General features: G+C 45.0%; 14 protein-coding genes and 1 pseudogene. 9 read left to right on the top strand and 6 right to left on the bottom strand.

The window, feature by feature from the left end:
- Positions 1-82 precede the first annotated feature (82 nt).
- A pseudogene (locus BBH88_RS09515) lies at positions 83-652 on the top strand (YdeI/OmpD-associated family protein).
- Between the two features lie 45 nt (positions 653-697).
- Here the strand turns inward: BBH88_RS09515 and BBH88_RS09510 are convergent.
- A complete protein-coding gene (locus tag BBH88_RS09510; protein WP_065536884.1) occupies positions 698-1,414 on the bottom strand; it encodes an NAD-dependent deacylase in 717 nt (238 codons plus the stop codon).
- 37 nt (positions 1,415-1,451) lie between these two features.
- On the bottom strand, positions 1,452-2,447 hold the full coding sequence (locus BBH88_RS09505; protein ID WP_083387771.1) for a potassium channel family protein: 996 nt from the start codon (positions 2,445-2,447) through the stop codon (positions 1,452-1,454).
- A 179-nt stretch (positions 2,448-2,626) separates the two neighbouring features.
- On the opposite strand from BBH88_RS09505, the gene BBH88_RS09500 reads away from it, so the two are divergent.
- The 4 genes from BBH88_RS09500 (at position 2,627) to BBH88_RS18875 (ending at position 5,309) form a co-directional block, all read left to right on the top strand.
- Positions 2,627-3,322: an SGNH/GDSL hydrolase family protein gene (locus BBH88_RS09500; protein WP_065536885.1), complete on the top strand. Its 696-nt coding sequence runs from the start codon at positions 2,627-2,629 to the stop codon at positions 3,320-3,322.
- Between the two features lie 693 nt (positions 3,323-4,015).
- On the top strand, positions 4,016-4,708 hold the full coding sequence (locus tag BBH88_RS18885; RefSeq protein WP_083387770.1) for a MarR family transcriptional regulator: 693 nt from the start codon (positions 4,016-4,018) through the stop codon (positions 4,706-4,708).
- Positions 4,709-4,811: 103 nt separating this feature from the next.
- Entirely contained in the window at positions 4,812-5,042 is a 231-nt protein-coding gene (locus BBH88_RS18880) for a hypothetical protein (protein WP_006829597.1), read from the top strand.
- 72 nt (positions 5,043-5,114) lie between these two features.
- Complete coding sequence (locus BBH88_RS18875; protein ID WP_006829596.1) at positions 5,115-5,309, top strand: hypothetical protein; 195 nt, start codon at positions 5,115-5,117, stop codon at positions 5,307-5,309.
- A 545-nt stretch (positions 5,310-5,854) separates the two neighbouring features.
- On the opposite strand, the gene BBH88_RS09485 is transcribed toward BBH88_RS18875, so the two are convergent.
- Positions 5,855-6,277: a YgaP-like transmembrane domain gene (locus tag BBH88_RS09485; protein WP_006829595.1), complete on the bottom strand. Its 423-nt coding sequence runs from the start codon at positions 6,275-6,277 to the stop codon at positions 5,855-5,857.
- A 211-nt stretch (positions 6,278-6,488) separates the two neighbouring features.
- Here BBH88_RS09485 and BBH88_RS09480 point away from each other — a divergent pair, with 211 nt between their 5' ends.
- Entirely contained in the window at positions 6,489-6,953 is a 465-nt protein-coding gene (locus BBH88_RS09480) for a low molecular weight protein-tyrosine-phosphatase (RefSeq protein WP_006829594.1), read from the top strand.
- Between the two features lie 56 nt (positions 6,954-7,009).
- Here BBH88_RS09480 and BBH88_RS09475 read toward each other — a convergent pair whose 3' ends face one another.
- Positions 7,010-7,861: an NAD(P)H-hydrate dehydratase gene (locus tag BBH88_RS09475; protein WP_006829593.1), complete on the bottom strand. Its 852-nt coding sequence runs from the start codon at positions 7,859-7,861 to the stop codon at positions 7,010-7,012.
- A gap of 714 nt (positions 7,862-8,575) precedes the next feature.
- Here BBH88_RS09475 and BBH88_RS09470 point away from each other — a divergent pair.
- From BBH88_RS09470 to BBH88_RS09465, 3 genes are all read left to right on the top strand, one after another.
- Positions 8,576-9,520: an MBL fold metallo-hydrolase gene (locus BBH88_RS09470; protein ID WP_006829592.1), complete on the top strand. Its 945-nt coding sequence runs from the start codon at positions 8,576-8,578 to the stop codon at positions 9,518-9,520.
- A 130-nt stretch (positions 9,521-9,650) separates the two neighbouring features.
- Entirely contained in the window at positions 9,651-9,821 is a 171-nt protein-coding gene (locus BBH88_RS19195; RefSeq protein WP_154669143.1) for a hypothetical protein, read from the top strand.
- A gap of 322 nt (positions 9,822-10,143) precedes the next feature.
- Entirely contained in the window at positions 10,144-10,863 is a 720-nt protein-coding gene (locus tag BBH88_RS09465) for a 3-ketoacyl-ACP reductase (protein WP_006829591.1), read from the top strand.
- Between the two features lie 48 nt (positions 10,864-10,911).
- Here the strand turns inward: BBH88_RS09465 and ptsP are convergent, their stop codons facing one another.
- Together ptsP and BBH88_RS09455 are read right to left on the bottom strand one after the other, a co-directional pair.
- Entirely contained in the window at positions 10,912-12,630 is a 1,719-nt protein-coding gene (gene ptsP / locus BBH88_RS09460) for a phosphoenolpyruvate--protein phosphotransferase (protein ID WP_006829590.1), read from the bottom strand.
- Complete coding sequence (locus tag BBH88_RS09455) at positions 12,627-12,896, bottom strand: phosphocarrier protein HPr (protein ID WP_006829589.1); 270 nt, start codon at positions 12,894-12,896, stop codon at positions 12,627-12,629. The genes ptsP and BBH88_RS09455 overlap by 4 nt, the downstream gene beginning before the upstream one ends.
- Positions 12,897-13,059 lie beyond the last annotated feature (163 nt).

Genomic DNA, 13,059 nt, shown 5'->3' with positions numbered 1-13,059 from the left:
AAAGGAAATGTCCTTGATAATGAAAGAGAAAAGTAGTCCCAGTCAAAATTCAATAATGAGATCTAGAAAGGATCTGTTCAAAATAAAAATTGAGAAGTTGCTTAACGTCAAGACAAAGCAGGAGTTTAGAGACTGGCTTGAGGAAAATGCAATCACAGAAAAATTTTGTTGGATACTCGTTAGTGTGACGAAAAAACCAAGTGTCATTCAGTAGCTAGATGCAGTTGGAGAAGCCTTATGCTTTGGGTGGATTGATGGCATAATGAAGAAAAAATCAGATACTGAACTAGCTCAAAGGTTTTCTCCGAGAAAGAAAACAAGCAACTGGACAGAGCTGAATAAGGAGAGAGTAAGAAGACTGGAGAAATTAGGTTTGATGAAAGGGGAAGGAATGAAAATTCTACCTGACATGCGTCTTGAATCTTTCGTTATAGATAAAGAAATTGAAATTCGTTTAGAAGAAGACGAACAGCTATACCAAAACTTTCTTAACTTTCCTGAACTGTATAGGAGAATCAGAATTGATACTATTCAAAGTTATAGCAACGATCCTACAGTTTTTGAAAAAAGATTGAACAAGTTTATCGAAAATACGAAAGAAAATAAAATGTACGGCCAGTGGAACGACAATGGTCGCCTACTCGATTATTGATGAAATGAATAATGAAGATTAAACCACCAGCCAAATGCTGATGCTTTAATCTGTCCAAAAGCGATGCCATTCTGACAAGACATCGCCGATTTGCCGGTTGTTGATCACCAGGTCGGCATAGCTATCGAAGGGTGTCGCTTCCTGGTTGACAATGACAAGTTTAGAGCCGTTTTCTTTGGCAATGAGCGGAAATTGGTTGGCAGGCGTGACAGACAACGAAGAACCGAGAACAATGAATAAATCGGCCCGAATTGCTTCGTTAAATGCTATTTCGAAAGGTTCTTCCGGCAGCATCTCCCCAAACAGCACAACAGAAGGACGAAGGAGGCCGCTACATTCGCAGTGGTACGATTCACCGAGGAATTCTTCGCTGCTGTAAGAAGTTCCGCATGATTGACAATGAACCTTTTGCAATGTGCCGTGCAACTCGGCGACGTTTCTGTTGCCTGCCAGTTGGTGGAAGCCGTCGACGTTTTGGGTGATGATGGACTGGAGCCGTCCGTCGTTTTCCCATTCCGCTAAGATGCGATGGCCATTATGCGGTTCAAACTCCTTTACACCAAGTACACGTTTTCGGTAAAATTCGATAAATTCCTCGACGTTTGTATTCAATGCCTTGACGCTTGCTACTTGACTTGGATCTTTTTGTTGCCACAGCCCCGTGTTCGCTGAGCGGAAGTCGGGCAATCCGCTTTCAGTGGACATGCCGGCACCGGTAAACACCACCATATACTTAGCATTTGTTAGCCAATCTTTAATCATTCAGTTCACCCCTATATAAAACACCTTCTAAATCTATTCATCGTTTTGGCCATGGCCTCGCATCCGCTTCAATGACCCCCAGTAATTTTCTGCGGCGTTCTCGCAACTGTTTATAAGCTTCTTTGAACTCTTCACTCGGAACGAGAGGGATTCCAGCATTACTGAGAAATTTGAAATCCGGCAGCTCGGGTACATTTTTTGACGGCTTATAAAAGGATTTATTGAGCGTTTCCAGGTAAAGCTGCACACTGGACTGTGTTTCTTTCAACAATAGCTGATTGGGATGGCAGTCTCTTGGTACACCCATGATGCTTAGTGCTTCGTCAAGAACCACGACCGCTGTCGGCATGGACGACACATTATTTGCTGCGTGATAGTAATGCAGTACAGGATAAGCAATGTGCTGAGCCGTTAACGAGCTTAACTGCTCCGAATAAGTAGTCAGCAGTGAATCGATGTCGTGGAAATTACTGCCGTTCCATGCGCTTTCAACCAGCTCTTCCGCAGAGTGTCCCAGTCCCTGAATGCTGGCTGAGAAAGAACGTTTAACTGTTACCGCACTCAATATAGAGATTAAGTAAGTGACGCCAAAGGTGATGAACAGCATTCCTGTTCCAGTAGCGAGAACTGTGAGGATTTGCCAAACTCCTTCAGTCGGACTGAAATCGCCGTTTCCTAATGTGAAGATTAAATAACCTGCAAAATAAATGCGATCAAACCAAGAAATCGGGTCATTTCCATGAGAAGGTGAAATCGACCCTTCTAGTCCAGCAAACACCAAAGTCCATCCTGCCCACAGGATGGCGATCCACATCGTAAGAGAAGCGCTCAATACGACGGGTCCGGCTAAACTCAAAGACTTTGAATGGTCTCCTACAAATAGGCGGAAGGTTCTCCAGATGAACGATGACAAACGGTCAGTAACCGGTCCTGCTCCGCCGTCAATCCACAGCGTGGTCCAAGTAAAATCAATGATGCACAGGACAATCAATAGAATTCCAATTACTAAATAAAGTATATCCAGAAAAATCATTCCTTTCACTCAGATGAATAAGGGGGAACTATGGAAGAAGATTCATCTCCTTCCATAATAAAGCTTTTGGTGAGTATTGTATAAACTAACGATTTTCAGCCGAAAGCACGATAAGAAGAAAATGAGCTGAAATATGATAAAATAACAGAGAAAAACAGCAAGAGGGGACGTGCGGCAGAGTGATTAACATTCGATCCAGTGCCCTTTTTGGAAGAGCACCTTTTTTCGCTACCAAAAAAGTTGAAACAGCGCTTCGTATAGACAATATCGTCATCTTAAGTGACTCTGTAGCTTATGGCTATGGCACTGAAGGCGGCATTGCCAATTACTTGAAAGAAACCTTTCCTTCAAGCCACATCACCAATCTCGGCATCAACGGATTGACTAGCAGTGGACTAGTCCAGAAAATGCGAACAGACTCCTGGCTCATACCGCTTCAACAAGCCGACCTTGTACTACTGAATATTGGCGGGAATGACTTGCTTCGTGGGTTCCGGAACGGCGGAGCTAAGGGCTTGATTCGGCAATTCTCCATCTTGAAACGCATCTACCGCCAAAATTTACTTGAAATCTATTGGCATCTTCGGGAGGCTAACCAAAGAGTTATTATCGTCCAGAATAACTTATACAATTCCATGAAAAAGGAAGAGCAATATTTTGGTTTTACCAATCTACTGTTCCGCTTATGGAATACGGCCATTGGCGAAAAAGGCATTATCGTTTCTAAAACAGAGACAATGGGAAAAAATCCGTCCATTTGGTTGGATTCTATTCACCCCAACGATGAAGGTTACAAGCTTATGCATAAATTGTTGATTCAAACCTTATCGACAACCGGTTTTTCCATTCAGTCGGAAAAAAAAAGTGAGCTATAGTTGTCTGGTAAAAACGATTAAAAGAGGCTATCCCATAAGTTTTGAACCATAAAATAAATGGAGAAAAATCAAATATTTTTCTCCATTTATTTTTGCTTTCTCTCTATTTTAAGAATAGGCTAATTGGAATGGAGGCGGCGAAGAACAAAGATATGCTCTTGCATCACCCCGCTAGCTTCGCCGTCTTACACTCTTTCTTCTAAGCATCCTTGAGTAACTAATCATCAAGATACGGAGCAAACTAGCGGAGACTGTTATGAGAGTAGCGTAAGTGACATGGAAAGAAATCCACTTGGACAGCCCGAGTTCGTTCGGCGCCAGCTCTTAGCAGCTGATTGGCGGAACATTAACAGCCCGGAATCATTCGTTCAACTTATATAGTAGCGAAGTGACTTGTGCTGAATACGTTGGACTGAGCAGAGTGAGGAGACCGGAAGAGGTCTTGTCCGGGCAACTGGGCATCGCGACATCTTATCGCGCCAACTGCGTGACACACATATTACGAGCCGATAGCATCCGTTGCACCAGAAATTAGCCGATCCTTTCGAGAACGGCCAAAAGGTTGTCACCAAAGATTATTTTTTATGATCTTTTGGGACAGCTCTTTTTTCTTTTTCTCCAAAAGGATGGGTGAATGACTTTGTTATAATGATAATAGCAAGAGTTTTTTCATAAAAGGAGCGAAGGAATCGAATGAAAAAAGTTGTTATTTTTTGTACATTCCTTGTTTTTCTTGTTCTTTTTTTGCAGGCCTGCAGCAATGACAATAGCAAAGTAGAGGAGAAGAAACCATTGCCGAAAAATGAACCATTGTCGAAAATCGAAGGGAACTGGGAAGGGGCGATCCAAGTGCCCAACCAACCATTACCAATTGTAGTCGCATTTGACGGACAACAAGCTGCGATTTCCATACCTGTACAAGGGATTACAAATTTCCCTCTCACGGCCATCGACTTCAAGGATCCGGCTATTCATTTTGAAATGACCATTCAAAATCAACAGCTTGTATTTGATGGTACGCTTCAGCAAGGAACCATTACGGGTACATACATACAACAGGGACAAGCCTTTCCGTTCGAGCTGATCAAAGCGGTTACGGCTACAGAAGAAGTTGGCGCCAAGGCAGAGATTGACGTGGCAGGCAGAAGCATGACAGCGTTCATCCTAACACCACAAGGCGATGGGCCATTTCCAGTCATGCTGATGCTGTCAGGTTCTGGGCCGACTGATAAAGACGGCAATTCCCCGGTGATGGCTGGCAAAAACAATAGCTTGAAAATGGTGGCGGAAGCGCTAGCTGAAGGGGGAATCTCCACCATTCGCTACGACAAGCGCAGTTGGAGAAAATGCAGCACTGGCCAGGAACGAAGAGGATCTGCGGTTTGATGATTACGTCAAAGATGCTTCTGCTTGGATTGACTATGCAAAATCTCAAGAAAACTTTTCATCGGTAGGGGTTATCGGCCACAGTGAAGGATCGCTGATCGGTATGATAGCGGCCGAACGTCAAAAAGCCTCGTCGTTCGTTTCAATAGCGGGTCCAGGTCGTGCGATCGATGAAGTTCTGATGGAGCAGTTGTACGAGCAGCTAAACGAAAACCTACTGGCCGAGTCGGGGGAAATCATTGCCGAATTGAAAAAAGGACAGACTGTAGAGCAAGTCAGCACAGAACTGGCCAGCGTCTTTCGGCCGTCAGTTCAACCTTACTTGATTTCTTGACTAGCCTATGACCCCCAGACAGAACTGGCCAAACTCGATATTCCTGTCCTGCTTATAGGTGGGACCACTGACTTGCAGGTACCCATAAGAGATGCAGAACTGCTTCGACAGGTTAATGACAAAGCAGAAATTGTCATTATTGATAACATGAACCATGTATTGAAAAATGCCTCTGCTGATCCTGCGGAAAATATCAAGACCTACAGCAATCCCAACTTGCCACTCGCAGAAGGATTGATGGAAGGAATATTGGTATTTTTAAAATGATTATTATCGGTTTGGTCCTGACCGCCATCGTCGTTGTGCTGTTCTATGGCAAGGCCAGAGAAAACCGAAAAGAAGACATTCAAACTGTAGTCACAGTCGAATAGAAAAAAGCAGGCTCCAGTAGCCTGCTTTTTTCTATAGTAATTTTCTCTGATAAATACAGCGAAATAAAAAACTCTTTATTTATCCTGTTTTTTTGATAGAATTAGACGTTGAGATGATTAGAAGCTTTCGCAGAAAAGCCGGTCGCTCTTAAAAAAGGGAGGAACAGTCAATTTCTAATAACTGGTTATGGTTGCCGGTATTGATTTTTTCAATGAATTGCATCCGCTATACAGAAACTATGATGCATAGCGCTCTGACTTCTTACCAGGTCATTTTGTTTTCATTGAACATCATCGGTATCCTTTATTTGCTATGGGTTATTTACAAAGGAAAGTTAGTACGCAATAAACCGACCGGTAAACGACATTTCAAGATCTGAATACCGGTATAAAAACGGCTTGCCTTATCTAGATGGGACAAGCCGTTTTGTCATTTTTCAATCAAACAGGGTAATGTTCATCTTGTAATAGATTTTCCAACGCTTGTTTTTCAAGTTTGATTTCGCTTGCCGTACGGACTCCTTTTCGACGGATCAAAGAAAGTGGGGGGCACCAGCCCTGTAACGCGTGCTGCAGCATAAAGAAACTGACGGTGCTACTTAACAATGCCCATTTTTTACTAGCTGTAAGTGTCAGGACCGAAGAGGACAGTAAGAGAGTAGCCATTGTGACTTCAAGCACACGTTCCGTATCCCATTCGTGATCCAGCGCTGAAATGCGTTCCTTAATCGCTCGGGATTCTTGGCGTTTAAACGTGTTAATGCGAGCTTCAGTTTCACGTTCGATTTTTTGATTGATGTGGTCAGGTGTCGCTTTGTTAACTTTTGTCTGTGTAGACGGCAATGCCTGGATTTGTGTATCCATAATCGATTCCTGGCTTTCGCTGTATGTTCTTAGTATTCCGCACTGAGCATCCACTAAACCCATTTTCGTTCATTAGCTGGTTTAAGGATGGAAACAAAGCCCTTGCTGCTGAAATTCAGCGTAGAATGCTATAATTGCTTTTATAAAGTCGGGAGAGCTCGATGGCAAGGTGTGAACATGACTATCCGATCGATAAAAAGGAGTGCTTGATATGATTCAGGTGTTGTTTGTGTGCCTTGGGAATATTTGCAGATCTCCGATGGCAGAAGCAGTTTTGCGCGAGCAGTTATTTCAAGAAGGCTTGTCCGAAAAAGTAGCGGTGGACTCGGCCGGAACGGGAAACTGGCATATCGGCAAAAACCCGCACCCCGGGACACTAAAAATATTGAATGATTACGACATCTCGTCCGACGGCTTGACAGGGCGTCAGCTGCAAAGGAGCGATTTTGATAAATTTGACTACATCATCGGCATGGACCGAACGAATATTGACGACATCCGCTCCATGCTGGGACAGCCAGATCACCCGAAGATCTTTCGGTTCCTGGATCTGACCGATCACCTGAAAGATGTCCCGGACCCTTATTTTACTGATGACTTTCAGGAAACCTACCAACTGATTGATGAGGGCTGTGAGGCCTTGCTGGGGAAAATAATGGAAGACCATAAATTTTAATGAATGAACCAATGAAAACCGGCCAGGAAAAAATCCTGCCGGTTTTTTGATGGATTTTACGCTTCAAATCCTGCCCAAACCCCCGGCAATAGATTGGTTAATTCATGTGCTAGCAGGGTATGTGGAGAGCGATGCTTGGTCCATTCGTCGGCACAAGCTCCGTGAAGATGGACCGCGTTTAGCACCGCGTGTTTCCAATCGGTATGACAGCACAGCATGCCGAGCATCATGCCGGTCAAAGTGTCACCGGTGCCGCCTTTAGCAAGCGCGCTGTTGCCGGTCGGGTTTGCCCAAACTTCTCCATCCGGAAACGCCACGATGGTTTTTTGGCCTTTTAATACAATAGCGACGCCTAATTTCTTGGCCCAGACTTTGGCATATTGAACCCTGTTTTCCTGCAGCGTTTCCACTTCAACACCGGTGATGCGGGAAAATTCAGCAGGATGTGGCGTTAGAATGATCGGTGCTTCACGGTCGGGATAAGTGCGTTTACTTAAAGCACCAGCATCCAGAATGACCGGAAGCCCGCTTCCGAGAAGAACCTCTATGGCATCTTCCATCAAAGCGTCCGGATTGGTGCCAGGTCCGATGGCTGCTGCGCGGTAGGAATCGACCGTCACCTGCTTTTCAGCGATCTGCTGCAAGCCGTTCTGTAGGTAGGTTGCTTCCGGCAGCCGTTGGACAATCATCGCCATCGCTTGAGCTTCTGTCGCAATGACCAGTTTACCGACACCGCTTCTCATCGTGCCGAGCCCCGCAAGCAACGCAGCGCCTGGCATTTCTTTCGTTCCGGCAATCAATAAAGCGGTTCCATAGCTTCCTTTATGGCTGTCTGAGCCTCTTTGCGGAAGTGATGCTTTAACCTGCACTTTTGTCCATAGGCGTGGTGTTGCAATTGATGGGGACATTTCTGATTCCTCCTGTTCGCAAATCTATGCATCTCTTATTCCTCATAACAGTACGCATTATTTTTTCAAATTGCAAAAATTATCAGTTCATTATCTTCCGGTTAATCGGATAGTGAAATGATGCTACCTGAGTTGAATTATCGATTTTCGTCTGCTGTTGAAGGCTTGCACCGAACAAACCCGGGCGATACGCTCAAGTGGACTTTTCACGTAAACGCATTGGCTGCTGCGCTTTCCCTCGCGAGTCTTCTTTGTTTTGCCTTCTGTTTTTTGTGGGAACAGTGAAAAGACATAGGCTTTCTTCTGGCTTAATAAAATTCTCAGCGCCGGGAGCGTCCATGGGCTGGGCGGAGCGGAGCGATGAATACAAGCTGGTTTCTTTAGTCCAGCTTGTATAAGACATAGAATATACAAGCTGCACAGCCGGTAATTTCCTTTCAGTCACCATCGTGGATTTTAATGATATCCCTTCGATGTGCACCCTGACAGAGGCGATGCTAGTCAAGCCCGACAACTGGCTCGAATATCCTATGTCTGCTAGCTGAATGACTAGGGCCGAAGCAGCTTGTGAAGAATGTCTATTATCCAGTGAGGACTTTACCAAAAAAACGTCTAAGCTATCAGCAAAGTGGTAGACTATTCTTAATATGACCAATTGCGAGGCAAGTTATTGTACGATCATTGGCTGTTCAAAAAGCAAAGGGGATGGATAGAGTGAAAGACAAGCAACCGATTCGCTTAACTGAACGCCTGCACCTGATCGATGGGTTCGATTTGGGGCTGCCGGAACGAACCGGCACTTACGTCATCGGGGAGAAAGAACTAACGCTAATAGATACCGGACCGAGCCCGTCTGTCAAATATGTCAAAAAAGGGTTGGCCGCTTTAGGCTATACGCTCGAAGACGTCAAATACATAATCGTCACCCATGTCCATTTGGATCATTCCGGAGGAGCAGGCCTGTTGCGTTCGGATTGTCCGAACGCAACAGTGGTGGTTCATCCGAAAGGCGCCCGGCATCTGGCGGATCCGAGCCGTTTGACTGCGGGAGCGCGGATGGTTTACGGAGACCAGTTTGATCGATTGTTCGATCCGATTGTCGCTATTCCAGAAGAGCGTCTGCTCATCAAGACAGAAGGAGACCGGCTGGAAATCGGCCCTGGTTGTACGTTGGAATTCTGGAATACACCAGGTCATGCCAATCACCATTTCAGCATTTACGATCCTGTCAGTAACGGCATATTTGCAGGGGACACGGTGGGCATCCGCTATGACCAATTGGTGAGGGAAGGCATTGACTTGTATCTGCCTTCCACATCTCCTAATCAATTCAATCCAGAGGCTATGCAACATGCAATTGAACGGATGTCTGCTGCAAAGCTAGATACCATCTATTACGGCCATTTCAGCAAAACGGACCAACCCGAGCGGGCACTGCGCATGTCTGGGGAATGGTTAAAAGTGTTCGTTGATGAAGGACGGGACGCTTTTGCCACTCACTTGGAGTCCAGTCAATTGGCGGATCGTTTGTTTGACCGAATCCAGGCTTATTTGAGAACACAAGATGTGCCGGACGATCATGAAGTTTATCCGTATATTCGGCTGGATATGCAGGTCAGTGCCATGGGGATAATGGATAGGCTATCGAAACAAGAATAAACCTGTGCAGTTGAACAGGTTTATTCTTGTAGGCAATGAAAAATTTGATCAATGAACTTTCTTATGCTGGATTAAAGAAATCAAGAGAGGGTAATCTATGGGTAACAACAGTCAAAAGGGGTGAAACGGAATGCTGGATAATGAAAAAAAGAACAAGAGCGAAGAAAAGGACAAAGAAGAATTTACTGGCACCCCTGAGCAGCAGTTTCCGGACTTCGAAGCCGAAGGTCAAAAGGGCCAGCAGAAAGAGCAATACGAAAACACAGCACAGAACGGAAAAAAAGAAGGTTCCGATAACTGAATAATAATGTTCGTTATTCAATGGGGTCGAATAATAAATTGCTGCAGGAAAGTCGATCTACCTATTGAATGAATGTGGAGAAATTTACAGTTATTCAAAATAACTCATTCATTATTATGTTTAATGAATGAGCAAACTGGACTATTCATTCTAATTTCGACCTTGACCATGATGCAAGTGATTTCAACATCGCTGTTTATCTATTCATCTCTTAAGGGTAAAGAAAAAGTATACAGTTGGAAAAACGTCATTTTTCACTTTAGCAAAATTGTCAGAGCGTCAAATGAATAAAAGCAATCAATGAGAGGTGGAATTTTTAGTTATGCAATTATTGACAGAAAAAACGGCTTTTATAACAGGAGCGGGAAAAGGGATTGGGCGTGCGACAGCACTTGCTTTGGCAAATGAAGGTGTTAACGTCGGCCTGATTGCACGAACGGAAGCGGATTTAGTGAAGCTCACCGCAGAAATCAAATCATTGCGCGGCCGCGCATCTTTCGCAGTGGCGGATGTATCTGATTTGGCACAAGTGGAAGCGGCTATCGAAAAATTGACGAACGAACTCGGGACTGCTGATATTTTGATTAATAATGCAGGCATTGGAACATACGGCCCATTTTTGGAGTTAGATCCAGAAGACTGGAAACGGGTCATCGATGTTAATTTGATGGGTATGTATTATGTCACCAGAACCGTGCTGCCGCAAATGATTAAAAAGAACGGGGGAGACATTATCAACATTTCTTCAAGTTCAGGTTTGCGGGGAACAGCCGGCTCGAGCGCCTATAGTGCTTCCAAGTTCGGAGTGCTCGGAATGACCGAATCTTTGTCACAGGAAGTCCGCAAGCACAACATTCGAGTCTTTGCTTTGACGCCAAGCCGAGTGGTAACGGAGTTGACGTTTAAAGAAGGCGAAACAGATCAGCAAAAGGAAAAATTCATGCAGCCTGAAGATTTAGCAGAATATATGGTAGCGCAACTGAAGCTGCATCCACGAATTTTTATTCCAACTTCCAGCCAGTGGGCAACCAATCCATTTTGATCCATAGAAAAACGAGCCGGGGAAAAGTTCCCTCGGCTCGTTTTTTGTTTATTTAGCGGATAATTTCGTAACGTAGTCTTCAACTTCCTGTGAATTGCTTAGTGCCAGAATGCGGTCTGTATGCTGTGCCATTTCAGCTTTGGAAAGCTTGCTGATCTGTGAACGGGCTTTGAGAATCGATGAAGCACTCATTGAAAACTCATCCAGACCTAGACCTAGAAGGATCGGAATGGCAATTTCGTCTCCTGCCATTTCACCGCACATGCCTGTCCATTTGCCTTCAAGATGAGAGGCATCGATTACCATTTTGACCAGGCGCAAAATAGCCGGATTGAATGGCTGGTACAAATACGACACGCTTTCGTTCATGCGGTCCGCGGCCATCGTGTATTGGATCAAGTCATTGGTACCAATAGAAAAGAAATCGACTTCTTTGGCAAACGTATCGGCCATGACAGCCGTCGATGGAATCTCGACCATAATACCGACTTCGATCGATTCACTGACTTCGGCGCCTTCAGCCTGCAGCTTCGCTTTTTCTTCCAGTAGCAGGGCTTTCGCCTCTCGGAATTCATCCAGTGTTGCAATCATCGGAAACATGATTTTTAAGTTTCCATGGACGCTGGCGCGCAGCAAGGCACGCAATTGCGTTCTGAACATATCCGGCATTTCCAGGCATAGGCGGATTGCGCGAAGGCCAAGAAAAGGGTTTAGTTCTTTCGGCAGATCCAGGTAGGACAGCTCTTTGTCGCCGCCGATGTCTAATGTACGGACTACGGTCGGTTTGCCTTGCATGCCTTTTAAAACTGCGGCATAAGCTTCGACTTGTTCGTCTTCTGTTGGGAACTGGTCCCGTCCCATGTAAAGGAACTCGGTACGATACAAGCCGATTGCTTCACCGCCGTTATCGAGGACACCAGCAATGTCTTTTGGCGTGCCGATATTGGCGCCGATTTCAACGGCTTGTCCGTCAGCGGAAACGGTCGCTTCGTTTTTCAAGACGGCCCATTCCACTTTTTGCTGGGCATAAGCCAGTTGTTTGTTTTTGTATTCTTCGATGACACTGTCTTCAGGAGCAATTAAAATCGTCCCGTCCAAACCGTCCACAATGACGATGGTGCCATTCTGAATGTCCGTCATCGCAGTTTTGGCGCCGACCACGGCCGGGATTTCCAGCGTACGCGCAAGAATCGCCGAGTGGGAGGTGCGCCCGCCGATATCGGTGATAAAGCCTTTGACGAACTGGGCGTTTAACTGAACCGTATCAGAAGGAGTCAAATCTTCCGCAATGATGATCACTTCATCTGAAATCATACTTGGGCTTTGGATGCTGACACCGAGCAAGTGGGCAAGTACACGTTTTCTGACGTCACGGATATCCGCGGCGCGTTCTTTCATGTAGTCATTGTCCATCTCTTCGAACATGGAGATGAACATATCTGTCGTTTCCTGCAGTGCAAATTCCGCATTGACATTGTCTGCAGTGATTCGCTCTGTAATTGGACCGACCAGTTCAGGGTCGCTTAAGACCAACAAGTGGGCACCGAAAATCGCTGCTTCCTTGTCACTGATTTGTTCTGCTGTTTTCTTTTGAATCACTTCAAGTTCGGCAACTGATTTGTCCAAAGCCGATGTCAATCGCTCCAATTCGCTGTCGACATCCGAAATCGTCCGCTTGTCCACATTCAATTCCGGATTCTCTAAGCGAAAAGCTTTAGCGATGGCTATTCCATTCGATGCTGCTATTCCGGACATTGTTTGTGTCATTGGGTTGAAATCCCTTCTGTATTCATTACGTCAGCTGCTTTTTCGATTGCTTCGTTCTCGTCTTCTCCATCAGCTGCAATGGTGACCACTGAACCGCTAGGAACGCCTAAAGACATGACGCCCAAAATGGATTTCAAGTTTACTTTTTTGCCTTTGTGTTCAATCGTAATGTCTGACTTGAATTTTGACACCGCTCCAACTAATGCGGATGCCGGACGTGCGTGCATTCCTGCTTCATCTGTAATTGTAAATTGTTTTTCGACCATGATTAGTTTCCTCCTTTAGTGGGTGCAATCATTTTTGTTCATTCGCTGACCGAATGTGACGGTTTTTGAGTGAAAAGAAATAAAAAATGACGTTTTTTGATTGCTTATGAACGATTATGATTGATTGTGGAAGCGATTTCAAGTATTATCTATTTAACAGAAC

Source organism: Planococcus antarcticus DSM 14505 (genome assembly GCF_001687565.2).
GTDB lineage: Bacteria > Bacillota > Bacilli > Bacillales_A > Planococcaceae > Planococcus > Planococcus antarcticus.
Note: the sequence above shows the minus strand (reverse complement) of the source record. Positions and strands in the feature narration are given on the sequence as shown.

Bases quoted from the DNA above. Each gene is read 5' to 3' on its own strand.
- BBH88_RS09510 (WP_065536884.1), bottom strand. From the start codon at position 1,414: ATGATTAAAGATTGGCTAACAAATGCTAAGTATATGGTGGTGTTTACC.
- BBH88_RS18880 (WP_006829597.1), top strand. From the start codon at position 4,812: ATGATAGCGGCCGAACGTCAAAAAGCCTCGTCGTTCGTTTCAATAGCG.
- BBH88_RS09480 (WP_006829594.1), top strand. From the start codon at position 6,489: ATGATTCAGGTGTTGTTTGTGTGCCTTGGGAATATTTGCAGATCTCCG.
- BBH88_RS19195 (WP_154669143.1), top strand. From the start codon at position 9,651: ATGCTGGATAATGAAAAAAAGAACAAGAGCGAAGAAAAGGACAAAGAA.
- BBH88_RS09475 (WP_006829593.1), bottom strand. From the start codon at position 7,861: ATGTCCCCATCAATTGCAACACCACGCCTATGGACAAAAGTGCAGGTT.
- BBH88_RS09485 (WP_006829595.1), bottom strand. From the start codon at position 6,277: ATGGATACACAAATCCAGGCATTGCCGTCTACACAGACAAAAGTTAAC.
- BBH88_RS09505 (WP_083387771.1), bottom strand. From the start codon at position 2,447: ATGATTTTTCTGGATATACTTTATTTAGTAATTGGAATTCTATTGATT.
- BBH88_RS09455 (WP_006829589.1), bottom strand. From the start codon at position 12,896: ATGGTCGAAAAACAATTTACAATTACAGATGAAGCAGGAATGCACGCA.
- BBH88_RS09465 (WP_006829591.1), top strand. From the start codon at position 10,144: ATGCAATTATTGACAGAAAAAACGGCTTTTATAACAGGAGCGGGAAAA.
- ptsP (WP_006829590.1), bottom strand. From the start codon at position 12,630: ATGACACAAACAATGTCCGGAATAGCAGCATCGAATGGAATAGCCATC.
- BBH88_RS18885 (WP_083387770.1), top strand. From the start codon at position 4,016: ATGAAAAAAGTTGTTATTTTTTGTACATTCCTTGTTTTTCTTGTTCTT.